The organism is Halobaculum rubrum, from assembly GCF_019880225.1.
Taxonomy (GTDB): Archaea; Halobacteriota; Halobacteria; order Halobacteriales; family Haloferacaceae; genus Halobaculum; species Halobaculum rubrum.
In genome coordinates this window covers 1,045,546-1,060,453 of sequence record NZ_CP082284.1, presented here as the reverse complement: position 1 = coordinate 1,060,453, position 14,908 = coordinate 1,045,546, and the positions used below count along the sequence as shown (strand labels likewise).

Genomic DNA, 14,908 nt, shown 5'->3' with positions numbered 1-14,908 from the left:
GCTCGCAGGGACCCCCGCCACCCGAATCGTTAATGGTCCTTCCGGCAGTTGTTGAAGCCATGTACGACGATGATGACCTCGCAGAGATCCGTGAAGCCCGCGAGGAGTGGGAGGAGGAGACTCGTGACCCGGTTATAGACGCACGCGGCGAGCGCAAGGATCGGTTCGCGACGGTTTCGAACTTGGAGGTCAAGGACCTCTACGGTCCGAACGACGTGGCCGACATCGACTTCGAGGAGGACATCGGCTTCCCCGGCGAGGAGCCGTACACGCGCGGGCCGTACCCGACGATGTACCGCGGGCAGACGTGGACGATGCGCCAGTTCGCCGGCTTCGGCACCGCAGAGGAGACCAACGAGCGCTTCCACTACCTCACCGACAACGGGCAGACCGGCCTCTCGACGGCGTTCGACATGCCGTCGCTGATGGGGAAAGACTCCGACGACCCGCTCTCGGACGGCGAGGTCGGCAAGGAGGGCGTCGCCGTCGACACCCTCCGCGACATGGAGATCCTCTTCGACGGCATCGACATCGGCGAGGTGTCGACCTCGTTCACGATCAACCCCAGCGCGCCCGTGATCTTCGCGATGTACGTCGCGCTCGCCGACCGGAAGGGCGTCCCGCGCGATGAGCTTCGGGGCACCTTCCAGAACGACATGCTCAAGGAGTTCATCGCCCAGAAGGAGTGGGTGATCCCCCCCGAGCCGTCGCTGGATCTGGTCACCGACACCGTCGAGTTCGCGATCGACGAGACGCCCGGCATCTACCCCATCTCGGTGTCGGGATACCACATCCGGGAGGCCGGGTCGACGGCGATCCAGGAGCTCGCGTTCACCCTCGCGGACGGCTTCGCGTACGTCGAGGACGCCGTCGAGCGCGGCATGGACGTGGACGACGTGGCACAGCAGCTGTCGTTCTTCTTCAACTCCCACAACTCCATCTTCGAGGAGGTCGCCAAGTTCCGCGCGGGTCGGCGCATCTACGCCCGGATCATGGACGAGTGGTACGACGCGGAGGAGGACGCCTCCAAGCGCCTGAAGTTCCACACGCAGACGGCCGGGCAGTCGCTGACGGCCCAGCAGCCGCTCAACAACATCGTCCGCGTGACGATCCAGGCGCTGGCGGGCGTGCTCGGCGGCACCCAGAGTCTGCACACGAACTCCTTCGACGAGGCGCTGGCGCTGCCCTCCGAACAGGCGGTCCGCGTGGCGCTGCGAACCCAGCAGATCATCGCCGAGGAGTCGGGCGCGGCCGACTCGACGGACCCGCTCGCGGGCTCGTTCATGGTCGAGAGCCTCACCGACGAGGTCGAGGAGAAGACGATGGCGTACCTGGAGGAACTCAAGGAGATGGGCGACGGCTCCGTGCGCGACGGGGTCCTCGAGGGGATCGAACAGGGCTACTTCCACCGCGAGATCCAGGAGGCGAGCTACGAGTACCAAGAACGCGTGGACGACGGCGAGGAGGTCGTCGTCGGCGTCAACAAGTACACCGTCGAGGACGACCCCGAGCCGGACCTGCTCCACGTCGACGAGGAAGTGCAAGACCGGCAGCTGGAGCGGCTCGCCGAGGTGAAGGAGGAGCGCGACGACGACGCCGTCGAGGAGGCGCTCGCGGCGCTGGATTCGGCCATCGAGAACGACGAGAACGTGATGCCGTACGTCGTCGACGCCGTGAAGACGTACGCGACGATGGGCGAGATCATGGACGTGTTCGAGACGCACCACGGCGCCTACCGCGAGACGATCGGCCTCGCGTCGTAGTCAGGTTCGGCCGGTCGTACCCCGGAGCGCTGTCCGTCCGGCCGCCGATACCCCATCGGATGCCCGGGCGCGGCGACGCCCGGCGTGTTCGTTCCCGGACCGTCGCCCGCTTTTTTACCGCGAAACCGTCCGACGACACGTGGATGTTGACGGAGTGAGGCAGTTTTATCACGGTCGATTCCGACCTATCGCGTGACTATGTCTGACGATGACGTGGAACTGGAGGCCCGGCTCGAGGAACAGGAGGTGTTCGAGCCGTCCGACTCGTTCGTCGAACAGGCGAACGTCTCGGACGCCGCCATCTACGACGAGTTCGAGGAGAACTGGCCGGAGTGTTGGGAGGGGGCCGCGGACCTCCTCGACTGGGAGGAGGAGTACGATCAGGTGCTCGACGACTCGAACCCGCCGTTCTACGAGTGGTTCACCGACGGCACGCTGAACGCCTCGGCGAACTGTCTCGACCGCCATCTCGACGAGCGCGGCGACGAGGCCGCCATCGAGTGGGTCGGCGAGCCCGTCGACGAGGACAACGTCACGCTCACCTACAACGACCTCCACGAGAAGGTGAACGAGGCGGCCGCGGCGCTGCGGGAGTTGGGCGTCGGCGAGGACGACGTCGTGACGATGTACATGCCGATGATCCCGGAGCTGCCGATCGCGATGCTGGCGTGTGCGCGCATCGGCGCGCCCCACTCGGTCGTGTTCGCCGGCTTCTCGGCGGACGCGCTGGCGACCCGGATGAACTCGGCGGACTCGGAGTATCTGGTCACCTGCGACGGCTACTACCGCCGTGGCGACCCGCTCGACCATCTCGACAAGGCCAACGAGGGGCTCGCGGGCGTCGACCACGACACCGACACGGTCGTCGTCGACCGGCTCGGTCCGAACGGCGACGACTTCGGCCACGATCTCGCGGACGACCAGCACGACTGGGGCGAGCTGATGGCCGCCCACGAGGGCGCGACGGTCGAGCCGGTCGACCGCGACGCCGAGGACATGCTGTTCCTGATGTACACCTCCGGCACGACCGGCCAGCCGAAGGGGGTGAAACACACCACCGGCGGCTACCTCGCGTGGACCGCGTGGACCTCCCAGTCGGTGCTCGACATCAAGCCCGAGGACACGTACTTCTGCTCGGCTGATATCGGCTGGATCACGGGGCACAGCTACATCGTCTACGGCCCGCTCGCGCTCGGCACGACGACGATGATGTACGAGGGGACGCCCGATCACCCGGAGCGCGACCGCCTCTGGGAGATCGTCGAGGAGTACGGGGCGACGCAGCTGTACACCGCGCCCACCGCGATCCGCGCGTTCATGAAGTGGGGACCGGAGTACCCCGACGAGCACGACCTCTCCAGCCTCCGCCTGCTCGGGACGGTCGGCGAGCCGATCAACCCGCGCGCGTGGAAGTGGTACTACAAGCACATCGGCGACGAGGAGTGCCCCGTCGTCGACACGTGGTGGCAGACCGAAACCGGCGGCATGATGGTGACGACGCTGCCGGGCGTGAAGGACATGAAGCCCGGCTCCGCGGGGCCGCCGCTGCCGGGACTCGACGTGCAGATCGTCGATACGAACGGCGAGGAGGTCGAACCCGGTCGTGCGGGCTATCTCACGGTGAACAAGCCGTGGCCCGGGATGCTCCGGACGCTGTACAAGAACGACGAACGCTTCATCGAGGAGTACTGGGCCGAGTACTCCGACACCGACTCCTCGGACTCCGACGACTGGATCTACTTCCCCGAGGACGGCGCGAAGATCGACGAGGACGGCTACATCACCGTGCTCGGCCGCGTCGACGACGTGCTCAACGTCTCGGGCCACCGCCTCGGCACGATGGAGATCGAGTCGGCCATCGTCGGCGTCGAGGGCGTCGCCGAGGCCGCCGTCGTCGGCGGCGACCACCCCGTGAAGGGCGAGGCCGTCTACGCGTACGTCATCACCGAGGACGGGCAAGCGGAGTCCGAGGAGTTCCGCGCGGAGATCGTCGAGGCCGTCGAGGACGCTATCGGCCCGATCGCCCGCCCCGAGCAGGTGATCTTCACCCCCGAGCTCCCGAAGACGCGCTCCGGGAAGATCATGCGCCGCCTGCTGGAGGACATCGCCAACGGCGAGGAACTCGGCAACACCTCGACGCTTCGCAACCCCGAGATCGTCGAGGACATCCGGCAGGTCGTTCAGGGCGACTGACCGCGCCGGATCGCGCCGATTCGCCGTCGATCTCGTGTTTTCCCGCTACTCGTCGGCCAGCCACGACGCCACACCGCTCGTCACAGAGGTGGTGGCGCTCGTCGCCGCCGATCTCCTCCGAGGAGGTGACCGGGACGTGTCGCTCGGACAGTTCCAGTTCGGCGTCACAGGTGGGGGCGACTGTGTGCGCGGCTGCCGGGCGACCAGCGGTACCGCGTCGCGGCGTGGGTGACACGGCCGGACGCCCTGGGACCCGCTCCTGGCAGGTGGTACCGCCCCCGCAACGATTATCACGAACGTGCCTGAATTTCCCCTGTCTATGGAAAAACCGCTGTTAGTAACCGACTTCCTCGACCGCGCTCGCCGCAACTACGGGGACCACGAGGCGGTTCTCGGCGTCGACGGCGACCGATTCACGTACGACGAACTGGGCGAGCGCGCCGACGGGTTCGCGGCGGCGCTGCAGGCGCGCGGCATCGAGAAGGGCGACCGCGTGGCGGTGCTGGACCCGAACACGCACTATCACCTTGCGGCCGCCTACGGGAGCTTTCAGGCGGGTGCGGTCCACACGCCGCTGAACTATCGCCTCGTCGAGTCGGACTTCGAGTACATCCTGAACGACGCCGGCGTCGACGCCGTCTACGCCGATCACGCGTACGCCGACAAGATCGAGGCGATCCGCGACGACGTGCCCACGGAGACGTTCATCACGAACGACGTCGACGCCGTCGAGGGCGACTGGGAGTCGTTCGACGAGGTGATCGCGGAGTCGACCGACTACGACCGCCCCGAGATGGCCGAGGACGAGGTCATCACGATCAACTACACCTCCGGCACCACCGGGGACCCGAAGGGCGTGTGCCGGACCCACCGGACGGAGACGCTGCACGCGTACATCGTCACGATCCACCAGGGGATCGGCGACGACGACACGTACCTCTGGACGCTCCCGATGTTCCACGTGAACGGGTGGGGACACATCTACGCGATCACCGGGATGGGCGCACGCCACGTGTGCACCCGTGGCGTCGACGCCCAGTACGTGTTCGACAGGCTCCGAAACGAGGACGTGACGTACTTCTGTGCGGCGCCGACGGTCGTCAAGATGCTCGGCGACCACCTCGAGGAGCACGGCGGCGAGCCCGACGCCGGCCAGGACGTGCGCGTCGCCGTCGCCGGCGCGGCGCCGCCGGAGGCGACGATCCGCACGGCCGAAGACGAGTTCGGCTGGTACATCAAGCACGTGTACGGCGCGACCGAGACGGGGCCGCTCATCACCACCAGCGACGCGCGCCGCTTCTTCGACGACGACTCCGAGGACCGGTTCGCGGTGAAGAAGACCCAGGGGTTCGGCTACATCGGCACGGAGATCCGCGTCGTCGACGACGACGGCAACGACGTCGCCGAGGACGGCGAGACGATCGGCGAGGTCGTCGTCCGTGGAAACCAGGTGATGGACCGCTACTGGAACAAGCCCGAGGCGACCGAGGAGGCGTTCACCGACCGCCTCGAGGGGTACTACCACATGGGCGACCTCGCGGTCGTCGACGAGAACGGGATGATATCGATCCAGGACCGCAAGAAGGACATCATCATCTCCGGCGGCGAGAACATCTCGTCGATCGAGGTCGAGGACACCCTCTTCAGCCACGACGAGGTCGACGACGTGGCGGTCATCCCCTCGCCGCACGACGACTGGGGCGAGACGCCGAAGGCGTACGTCGTTCCGACCAGCGGCGACCCCGACACCCCCGGCGTCACCGCCGACGACCTCATCCAGTACGCCCGCGACAACATGGCCCACTACAAGGCGCCGACGCGGATCGACTTCGTGAAACAGCTCCCGAAGACCTCCACCGGGAAGGTCCAGAAGTACGAGCTCCGGCAGGAGGAGTGGGAAGAGGAAGACCGGATGGTCGGAGAGGGATAGTCCGCGCTCCGGCGACCGACGCCGAATCGATCGACTATCATACCGACCGCCGACCGTATCGCTCCCAGCTTTCGACGCCGACACTCAGTACCCGAGCGCCGACAGCGTCGCCCGCACGTCGTCGAGGTACTCGTCGCCGAAATACCGCAGGTGCGTGAGCAGCGGATACAGTCGGTACGTCGGCTCGCGGTCCCGGTAGCCGTCGGCGATCCCGGCGACCTCGCGGTAGCGGTCCAGGAACGCGTCGCCGCCGGTTCCCGTCCACTCGACGTAGGCCAACTCGACCTCCGGATCGGCGTAGTAGCAGGCGGGGTCGAGCAGCGTCGCGAGCGCTCCGTCGGCGATCAGGACGTTTCCGCGCCACACGTCGCCGTGGATCAGCGACGGCGTCGGCTCGTGACCCAGGAGCGCCGGGAGGTCGGCGACGAGCGATTCGATCCGTCCACGGTCCGTCGCCGGCAGAACGCCCTCCTCGTGCGCCCGTGTCGCCGCGTGCGCGAGTCGATGCTCGCCGAAGAACGTCGGCCACGAGTCGGTCCACGGGTTCGGCTGCGTGTACGGGCCGGTGAGCGTGTCGAACGGGAAGCCGAAGGCGTCGGCGTCGGGCGTCGTCGCGTGGAGGGCCGCGAGCCGCTCGGCGAGGTCCCGTTCGACGGCGGGCGTGACGGCCGCATCGCCGTCGTTCGGGACGTGCTCTAGCACGAGCACACCGTCGCCCGCGTGACGGACCGCGGGCATGCGGGGCCCGCCCGCCTCGCGGAGGTGGCGGAGCATCCCCGCCTCGACGTCCGGGTCGGTCGGGCCGGTCTTGACGACGACCCGGCGACCGTCCGCGAGGTCGAGGCGGCGGACCGTCCCGACCTCGCCGCCGTCGAGGAGGGTCGCGTCGTCGATGGTACAGCCGGCCCAGCGTTCGACGACCGCGAGGATCCGTTCGTCCACGTGGCCGCGAGCGGGGCGCTCCCGGGTAGCTGTTCCGGTCGGGGTCGCACCTCCGTGGCGTGGCCGACTATCCGAACGGGTTGGTGAAACCGTCGGTCGCGTCCTCGCCGGCGCCGCCGTCGGCGAACGTCCCGTCGTCGCCGTCGCCGAAGCGGAACCCGCCGGCGTTCGTCGTCACCGTCATCCCGAGCATGTCCGGGCGCTTGCGGAGGGCGGCCGCGACCTCGCGGTACGCGGTTGCGGCGTCGCTGTGCGGGCGGTAGGAGACGGCCGGCTGCCCCGCGTCCTGCGCCTCCGGGATCGACTCGTCGTGGGGGACGTGTCCGAGCAGTTCGGTGTCGAGGAAGCTCGCGATCCGGTCGGCCGGGGGCGAGCGCCCCGTCCCCGACTTCGTGAGCACGACGCCGCCGACGGGCGCGTCCGCGCGCTCGGCGACGGTGATCGTCTTGTCGGCGTCGCGGATGGAGGCCACCCGCGGCGTCGACACCAGCACCGATGCGTCCGCGCCCGACATGGGCACGACCGTCTCGCTGCTGACGCCGGCGGCGGTGTCGACGAGCACGGCGTCGTAGCGGGCCTTCAGCGCGTCCATCGCCGACGGGAAGCGGTCGAGGTCGGACTCGACGAAGCCGTCGAGGGTGACGCCGCTGGGGACCACATCGAAGCCGCCCGGCGCGGGGTAGGTAGCGTCCGTGACGCCGGCGCCGCCGGCGAGCACGTCGTGAAGGGTTCGTCCGCCGTTGACGCGGATGTCGAGGAAGTCGACCGCGTTCGCCATCGCGAGATCCGCCTCGACGACCGCGACGGCGCGACCGTCCTCCGCGAGCGCGGCCGCGAGGTTGAGGCTCGTCGTCGTCTTGCCGACGCCCCCCTTCGCGCCGACGACGGCGAGCACGCGTCCGTCCATGTGTCCCGGACGACGCCGCCGTGACTTAACTGCCGCCCCCGAACTATCGCGCCTGAGACTGTCCGGTGTGCCCGTCGACTCCCGCCGGTCGAGACTCGCGACGCTCCCCGGCTCGGACGGCCGCGGTGTCCGCCCTCACCAGCCCGCGTCCCAGCGGCTCGCCTTTCGCTCGTTCCCGCACTCGCTGCACTGCACGCGGTCCATGGTGTCGACGTTCACCGCGAACCCGCCGCAGTTGCCGCAGACGTAGCCCTCCCGCTCGGTTCGCTCGCGATCGCCGTACGTCGCGTAGAAGGGGGCCATCGACGCGCGATCGGCCTCGTCGTAGGCGACGTACACCTGCTCGCCGTCGTCTGTGACGCGCGCCTCCGTGAGCACCTGCTCGCCGTCGCCGCTGGGATAGCGAGCGAACACGCGCTCGAGGAACTCCTCGCCGCCGATCTCGACGGTTCGCTCGCCGATCTCGGAGAACCCCTCGCCCTCGTAGAACTCGCCACCCGACTCGTTGGCCGCCAGCACGCGCCCCTCGAGCCGCTCGGCGCCCAACTCAAGCAGCTCCGTCTCCGCCCGGCGGAGCAGGTCGTCGCCGACCCCCTTCCCGCGGTGGTCCGGGTGGACGTGGAGCCAGTCCAACTCGCCGACCGGCTCGCGCCGCTCGACGAGCTGACTCTGTACGAATCCGACGATGTCGCCGTGCTCGACGGCGACGACGAACACCGCGCCCTCGTCGGTGAGCGAGTCGGCGAGCGTCTCGGCGTCGTACCACGACTCGACCGCGTCGGCGATGAGATCCGCCGAGAGCGCGTGGCCGTAGGAGGTCGACAGCGACGCGCGTGCGGTCTCACGGATGTCGTCGACGTCCTCGGTCGTCGCGTCTCTGAGGTCCATGTGGGTGAGTGACACGGATACCACTTAATCATCCGGGCGCTTACCCGTCCGTCGACCCGGTACGCTCCGCATACCACCGGCCGCGGACGGGGTCGGCACCCTGCCGTCGCGGACGGGGTCGCCGCCACCGTCACGAACCGCCGCCTCCCGTGGTACTATGACGCACGATGCGGATCGGTGAGGTATGCCCGAGACGCTCTGTTTCGACATGTACGGAACGCTGTGTGACACGAGTAGCGTGACGAGCACGCTCGCGGACGAGCTCGATGCGCCCGACGCGCTCGTGGCGGAACTGGACGCGACCTGGCGGGCGAAGCAGCTCCAGTACTCCTACCAGTCGGCGCTGATGGAGGAGTACCGGCCGTTCTGGGAGGTGACGGGCGACGCGCTCGCGTACGCGCTCGACCAGTGGGGCGTCGACGCCGACGGGGCGACCCGCGAGCGGATCCTGGCCGCCTACGAGCACCTCGACCCGTACCCCGACGCGATCGAGACGCTGACCCGGCTCTCGGAGGCCGGCCACACGGTGACGGTGCTGTCGAACGGCAACCCCGAGATGCTGGAGACGCTCGCCGACAACGCGGGGCTCGCCCCGCATCTCGACGACGTGATCAGCGCCGACGAGGTGTCGACGTTCAAGCCGAACCCCGCGGTGTACGAGAACGCGGCCGCTCGGACCGACACGCCGATCGACCGCTGTCGGCTGGTTTCCGGCAACGCCTGGGACGTCGCGGGCGCCGGGACCGCGGGGATGCGGACCGCCTGGGTGAACCGAGCGAACGACCCGTTTGAGGAGATCGGCGTCGGCCCCTCGCTCGAGGTAACGGGGCTGGCCGGCGTCGCCGACGAACTCGCCTGATCGGCGCGCTCGGCCGGGAACCGCACGTCGAGCGATCCCCTCATTCCCTCTTTGATCGGCCGACTGAAACGTCCTACGTGTGATAACCATTATCATGGGGAATCTCGGCAACACATATTATCAATATTAACATAATTTAAGGAGATATGGCGGAACGTTCATTAAGGTTGCATCCGCCGATCCGGCCATGGCGCGAGAGACCACCGCACTCAGCAGACGTGACGTGCTCAAGGCGTCCGGAGCGGCCGGCGCCGCAGGATTGACAGGACTGGCCGGTTGTGCCGGCGGCGGCGGCGGCGGCGATTCGGAGTATCCCTCCCTCGGGAACTACCCGGTCGAGGGCGACGAGGTCGTCTTCGGCTTCAACGTTCCGCAGTCGGGATCGTACTCCCAGGAGGGTGCCGACGAACTGCGCGGCTACAACCTCGCGGTCGACCACCTGAACAACGGCGGCGGCTGGGCCGACACCTGGTCGGACCTCTCCGGGGACGGCGTCCTCGGCAAGACCGTCACGTCCGTCGAAGGTGACACGGCGACGAACCCGGACACCGCACGACAGTCCGCCCAGCGGATGATCGACCGCGACAACGCGGTCATGATCTCCGGCGGATCCTCGTCGGCGGTCGCTATCGCCGTCCAGGGGCTGTGTCAAGAGGAGAAGGTCCAGTTCCAGTGTTGCGTCACCCACTCGAACGACACGACCGGACCGGAGTGTGTCCGTTACTCCTTCCGGGAGATGTTCAACGCGTACATGACCGGACAGGCCCTCGCGCCCGTGCTCTCCGAGGAGTACGGTGAGGACCTGAACTTCTACCAGCTGTACGCCGACTACTCGTGGGGGCAGACCCAGCAGGCGTCGATGGAGAAGTTCTTCACCGAGGTGGGTAACTGGAGCCAGCTCGAGTCGGTCGCGACGCCGCTGGGCACCTCCGACTACTCGTCGTACCTCTCGGACGTGCCCCGCGACGAGACGGACGTGCTCGTGCTCAACCACTACGGGCTGGACGCGGCGAACTCCCTCCCGCAGGCGCTCGAGGCCGGCCTCGACCAGGACATGGAGATCGTCGTTCCGCTGTACAACCGCCTGATGGCCGAGGCTGCGGCGGACTCCATCGGCGGGATCTTCGGCACGGTCGACTGGAGCTGGCAGCTGGACAACAGCCCCAGTCAAGCGTTCGTCGAGGAGTACCGTGCGGAGCACGACCGCGCACCCAGCTACGCCGCGCGGATCGCGTACACGCAGACGATGCAGTACGCCGCGGCCGCCGAACGGGCCGGAACGTTCTACCCGCCGGAGGTCATCCGCGCCATGGAGGGGTACGAGTACGACAACGCCGGGCTCGGCTCGGAGACCCTGCGCAAGTGCGATCATCAGGGCCAGCGAGACGTGCTCGTAACGCGCGGGCTACCGTCCGGAGAGCAGACGGAAGACCGGCTGCTTGAGGTAGTCAACCAGACCTCCCGCGACAAGCTCGGGTACGCGTGCGACGCCGGTCCCGCGGCCGAGTGTGAGTTGGGCGAGTACGGCGACGAGTAACGACCGACGCGACGGCCCCGGCCGTCACATCGGTACTTTCTTCGGTCGACCAGCGGATCCCGTCAACGAATGACACCATCGACAACTACTATCAAGCGGACCGACACACTGAACGTACACGATCAATAATGTTGCCTTTACAGCTAGACATCGCATCGATACTCCTCAACGGCCTCCAGCAGGGCGCGATATACGCGCTGTTGGGTATCGGCCTCACGATCATCCTGGGGACGATGGAGTTCCTGAACCTCGCGCACGGCGCGCTCTATCTCGTCGGCGCGTACACGGGACTGATCGTGTTTCAGGAGACGGCCCTCACGAACGGGCTGTTGTACAGTTCCGGAATCACGACGATCGGGTTCGAGGGTGGGTTTCTCGCCGCGCTGATCGTCGTCCCGATCGTCGGGTTCGGCGTCGGGCTTCTCATGGAACGGTTCGTCGCCGAGCCGTTCTACGATCGTCCGGAGACGGACCAGCTCCTCGTGACGTTCGGGCTCGCGCTGATCGTCGAGGAGACCATCAAGAACGTGATCGGCGGGAACACCTTTCAGTCGATCGCGCCACAGACGATATTCGGGGTCAACGTCTCCCAGCCGGTGAACCTCCCGGTGGTCGGACTGTTTCCCTCGTGGCGGCTGTTCATCATCGTGATCGCGTTCGTCGTCATCGCGGCGACGTGGCTGGCAATCGAGCGGACGGACTTCGGGCTCGTCGTCCAGGCGGGCACCCACGACTCCGAGATGGTCCGAATCCTCGGGATCCCGATCAACCGCTCGTACAGCCTCGTGTTCGCTCTCGGCGCGGCCCTCGCCGCGTTCGCGGGCCTCATCGGCGCGTCCATCCAGACGCTCAGCCCACAGATCGGAACCGACCAGGCGCTGTTGCCGGCGTTCCTCACCATCGTCGTCGGCGGCGCCGGCTCCGTTCGCGGGGCCATCGCCGGCGGGCTGGTGTTGGGGCTCATCATCTCGGCGATGACACAGACGTACAGTCAGTGGGCGCAGATCGTCCTCTACCTGTTCGTCGCGCTCATGCTCGTCTTCCGTCCCGAGGGACTGTTCGGCTCGGGGGAGGTGGGCGAATGAGCGGCGACCGCTCCGACGGTGGAACCGATGTGGTGCCCGACGGCGGCACCGTGACCGAGGGGACCGCGGGCGGCTCCGGCGGCTCCGCGCTGGCCGGGCTGCGCGACCGCGACGACTTCGTCGTCGTCGCGATGGCGGCGGCGCTGGTCGTGTTCCCGTTCCTGCTGATCGACGTCCTCGGTGCGATCGGCGAGGTGATCGGCATCTCCATCGGCGGCTACTCCGGGCTGCCGTCGCTGGTGCTCATCTACGGCATCATCGTCATCGGCTTCAACCTCCTGCTGGGGTACACCGGCCTGCTGTCGTTCGGCCATGCGGCCTTCTTCGGCTCGGCGGCGTACTCCGCGGCGCTGTTCAGCCAGGTCGTCCCGAGCCCGATCCTCATGGTGATCGTCGGGACGATCGTGGCGACGCTGCTCGCGTGGCCGATCGGGTTCGTGTCGATCCGTCGCTCGGGCGTGTACTTCGCCGTCCTGACGCTGACGTTCGGACAGGCGCTGTACTTCTACGCGCTCGGCCCGGGTGCGTGGCTCACCAACGGCGACAACGGCTTCTCGGGGATCGAGGCACACGGACTGTTCGTCGGGGCGATCCCGCTGGACGCCCAACTGATCCCGGTCTTCGACTCGTACACGGTGATGTACGCGTTCGCGGCGGTCGTGATGCTCATCGCAGTCTGGGTCGCAAACCGGATCATCAACTCGCCGTACGGCCTCATCTTCGAGGCGCTGGGCGAGAACGAGGAGCGCGTCGAGTTCGTCGGGCTCAACGTGTTCCGCTACAAGCTGATGGCGTTCGTCATCTCCGCCGTGTTCGCGGGCGTGGGCGGCGCGATGTTCGTCATCCACGAGCAGTACATCCACCCGACGACGGGGCTGTACTGGATCCAGTCGGGCGACTTCGTCATCATGACCGTTCTCGGCGGCACCGGCAGCCTCGTCGGACCGGTGTTCGGCGCGCTCGTGTTCGAGTACGTCGCGAACGTCATCTCCGGCGTCACCCTGCCGGTGGTCGGCTCGATCGGGTCGTTGTGGCGGTTCGTGCTCGGCGCCGTGTTCGTGTTCATCGTGTGGGTGTTCCCGCGGGGCATCTACGGCGCGTTCTCCGATCTGGGCTCGCGCCTCCTCGGCGGGGGCAGCGAGGAATCCGCCGCGGCCGACGGAGGTGAGCACGAATGAGCCTTCTCCGCACGGACGGGCTCACGAAACAGTTCGGCGGCCTCGTCGCGGTCGACGAGGTGAGCTTCGAGGTCGACTCCGGCGAGACCCGCGCGGTCATCGGGCCCAACGGGGCCGGCAAGTCGACGCTCATCAACTGCATCACGGGCGCGCTCGAACCGACGGCCGGAAGCGTGGAGTTCTCCGGAGAGGACATCACGGACCTGGAACCGCACGAGACGGTGCAGGCGGGCGTCTCGAAGTCGTTCCAGACGGCGTCGATCTTCCCCGAGATGACCGTCCGGGAGAACGTCGAGATCTCGGCGATCGCGGCCGAACACGGCTCGTTCAGCTTCGACTTCCTCAAGCGGCTGTCGGGGTTCGACGGGGTCCACGAGATCACGGACCGCATGCTGGAGTCCGTCGAACTGCTCGGGGACGCCGACGTCGAGGCCGCGAGCCTCCCGTACGGCGACAAGCGTCGCCTGGAGATCGCGATCGCGCTGGCGTCCGAGCCGGACCTGTTGCTGATGGACGAACCGACCGCCGGCATGTCGCCGGACGAGACCGCCGCGACCGTGGACCTCGTGGAGCAGCTCCAGGACGAACTCGACCTCACCATCCTCATCGTCGAACACGACATGGAGATCATCTTCCAAATCGCCGACCGCATCCTCGTGTTGAATCGTGGGCAGGTCATCGCCGACGGCACTCCCGAACAGGTACAGGAAAGCGAGGAGGTCCAGGAGGCGTACCTCGGGGGGGTGGAGCTGTGAGCTCCGACGCCTCCGGGCCGGCCGAGGACACGCCCGAGGACGCTGCGGAGGCCGTCGCCGACGCTGCGGCCACCGAGGTCGCCGACGATCACGCCGCGCGCGCGACCGCCGCGGCCGCCGAGGGCGGCCACATCCTCTCCGTCGAGGACGTCGACGCCTACTACGGCCAGAGTCACATCCTCCGGGACCTCTCGTTGCACGTCGAGGAGGGCGAGGTGTGTGCGCTGCTGGGGCGCAACGGCGCGGGCAAGACGACGACGCTGCGGTCGATCGCCGGCGCTCGCCCGCCGGACGTTCGCGACGGCGCCGTCCGGTTCAAGGGCGACGAGATCACCGACCGAACGACCGAGGACATCTCCTCGCTCGGTATCTCGCTGGTACCCGAAGAGCGCCGCGTCTTCCCGAACCTCACGGTCGGAGAGAACCTCCATCTGTCCGACGTGGCGCGCAACTGGTCGAACATCGTCGGGCGCGACGTCTCGATGGACCACCCCGGCATGTCCACCGAGGAAGTGTACGAGGTGTTCCCACGGCTGGAGGAGCGCGAATCACAGAAGGCCGGAACGCTCTCGGGCGGCGAACAGCAGATGCTCGCGATCGCCCGTGCGCTGAAGCAGGACACTGACCTGTTGATGCTCGACGAACCCTACGAGGGGCTGGCACCGCAGATCATCGAGACGGTCGCGGCGGCGATCGAGCGGATCGCCGAGGCCGGGACGACGATCCTGCTCGTCGAACAGAACGCCGTGGCGGCGATGAACATCGCGGATCGCGCGTACGTCATCGACCAGGGAAGCATCGTGTTCGCCGGCAGTTCCGATGAACTGCGCGACGACGAGCAAACCCGCGAGCGGTATCTGGGTGTCTGAGA

General features: G+C 67.7%; 12 protein-coding genes. 9 read left to right on the top strand and 3 right to left on the bottom strand.

Annotated features, from left to right (window positions below; genetic code table 11):
- Nucleotides 1-59 precede the first annotated feature (59 nt).
- The 3 genes from K6T25_RS05585 (at nt 60) to K6T25_RS05575 (ending at nt 5,886) form a co-directional block, all read left to right on the top strand.
- Entirely contained in the window at nt 60-1,763 is a 1,704-nt protein-coding gene (locus K6T25_RS05585) for an acyl-CoA mutase large subunit family protein (RefSeq protein ID WP_222917154.1), read from the top strand.
- A 198-nt stretch (nt 1,764-1,961) separates the two neighbouring features.
- Complete coding sequence (gene acs / locus K6T25_RS05580; protein ID WP_222917152.1) at nt 1,962-3,956, top strand: acetate--CoA ligase; 1,995 nt, start codon at nt 1,962-1,964, stop codon at nt 3,954-3,956.
- A 319-nt stretch (nt 3,957-4,275) separates the two neighbouring features.
- Nucleotides 4,276-5,886, top strand: coding sequence for a long-chain-fatty-acid--CoA ligase (locus K6T25_RS05575; protein WP_222917150.1), 1,611 nt, complete (start codon nt 4,276-4,278; stop codon nt 5,884-5,886).
- 84 nt (nt 5,887-5,970) lie between these two features.
- Here the strand turns inward: K6T25_RS05575 and K6T25_RS05570 are convergent, their stop codons facing one another.
- From K6T25_RS05570 to K6T25_RS05560, 3 genes are all read right to left on the bottom strand, one after another.
- Nucleotides 5,971-6,828, bottom strand: coding sequence for a fructosamine kinase family protein (locus K6T25_RS05570; RefSeq protein WP_222917148.1), 858 nt, complete (start codon nt 6,826-6,828; stop codon nt 5,971-5,973).
- Nucleotides 6,829-6,895: 67 nt separating this feature from the next.
- The gene (locus K6T25_RS05565) at nt 6,896-7,735 is read right to left on the bottom strand and encodes a P-loop NTPase (RefSeq protein WP_222917146.1); all 840 of its coding nucleotides are present in this window, start codon (nt 7,733-7,735) and stop codon (nt 6,896-6,898) included.
- A 135-nt stretch (nt 7,736-7,870) separates the two neighbouring features.
- Entirely contained in the window at nt 7,871-8,623 is a 753-nt protein-coding gene (locus tag K6T25_RS05560; RefSeq protein WP_222917144.1) for a GNAT family N-acetyltransferase, read from the bottom strand.
- Between the two features lie 184 nt (nt 8,624-8,807).
- Between K6T25_RS05560 and K6T25_RS05555 the strand changes: the two genes are divergently transcribed.
- From K6T25_RS05555 to K6T25_RS05530, 6 genes are all read left to right on the top strand, one after another.
- Nucleotides 8,808-9,482, top strand: coding sequence for a haloacid dehalogenase type II (locus tag K6T25_RS05555; RefSeq protein ID WP_222917142.1), 675 nt, complete (start codon nt 8,808-8,810; stop codon nt 9,480-9,482).
- A gap of 187 nt (nt 9,483-9,669) precedes the next feature.
- A complete protein-coding gene (locus K6T25_RS05550; RefSeq protein ID WP_222917140.1) occupies nt 9,670-11,019 on the top strand; it encodes a substrate-binding protein in 1,350 nt (449 codons plus the stop codon).
- 131 nt (nt 11,020-11,150) lie between these two features.
- Complete coding sequence (locus K6T25_RS05545) at nt 11,151-12,104, top strand: branched-chain amino acid ABC transporter permease (protein ID WP_222917883.1); 954 nt, start codon at nt 11,151-11,153, stop codon at nt 12,102-12,104.
- Complete coding sequence (locus K6T25_RS05540) at nt 12,101-13,282, top strand: branched-chain amino acid ABC transporter permease (protein ID WP_222917138.1); 1,182 nt, start codon at nt 12,101-12,103, stop codon at nt 13,280-13,282. The genes K6T25_RS05545 and K6T25_RS05540 overlap by 4 nt, the downstream gene beginning before the upstream one ends.
- Nucleotides 13,279-14,037 (top strand): ABC transporter ATP-binding protein, encoded by a 759-nt coding sequence (locus tag K6T25_RS05535; protein ID WP_222917136.1) that lies wholly within the window; start codon nt 13,279-13,281, stop codon nt 14,035-14,037. Before K6T25_RS05540 ends, K6T25_RS05535 begins: the two co-directional genes overlap by 4 nt.
- 131 nt (nt 14,038-14,168) lie before the next feature.
- Nucleotides 14,169-14,906, top strand: a complete 738-nt coding sequence (locus K6T25_RS05530; RefSeq protein ID WP_222917881.1) for an ABC transporter ATP-binding protein — start codon at nt 14,169-14,171, stop codon at nt 14,904-14,906.
- Nucleotides 14,907-14,908: the final 2 nt, after the last annotated feature.

What these genes read in the sequence shown, in the direction of transcription:
- K6T25_RS05565 (WP_222917146.1), bottom strand. Translation starts at nt 7,735, where the DNA reads ATGGACGGACGCGTGCTCGCCGTCGTCGGCGCGAAGGGGGGCGTCGGC.
- K6T25_RS05535 (WP_222917136.1), top strand. Translation starts at nt 13,279, where the DNA reads ATGAGCCTTCTCCGCACGGACGGGCTCACGAAACAGTTCGGCGGCCTC.
- K6T25_RS05555 (WP_222917142.1), top strand. Translation starts at nt 8,808, where the DNA reads ATGCCCGAGACGCTCTGTTTCGACATGTACGGAACGCTGTGTGACACG.
- K6T25_RS05560 (WP_222917144.1), bottom strand. Translation starts at nt 8,623, where the DNA reads ATGGACCTCAGAGACGCGACGACCGAGGACGTCGACGACATCCGTGAG.
- K6T25_RS05550 (WP_222917140.1), top strand. Translation starts at nt 9,670, where the DNA reads ATGGCGCGAGAGACCACCGCACTCAGCAGACGTGACGTGCTCAAGGCG.
- acs (WP_222917152.1), top strand. Translation starts at nt 1,962, where the DNA reads ATGTCTGACGATGACGTGGAACTGGAGGCCCGGCTCGAGGAACAGGAG.
- K6T25_RS05540 (WP_222917138.1), top strand. Translation starts at nt 12,101, where the DNA reads ATGAGCGGCGACCGCTCCGACGGTGGAACCGATGTGGTGCCCGACGGC.
- K6T25_RS05575 (WP_222917150.1), top strand. Translation starts at nt 4,276, where the DNA reads ATGGAAAAACCGCTGTTAGTAACCGACTTCCTCGACCGCGCTCGCCGC.
- K6T25_RS05585 (WP_222917154.1), top strand. Translation starts at nt 60, where the DNA reads ATGTACGACGATGATGACCTCGCAGAGATCCGTGAAGCCCGCGAGGAG.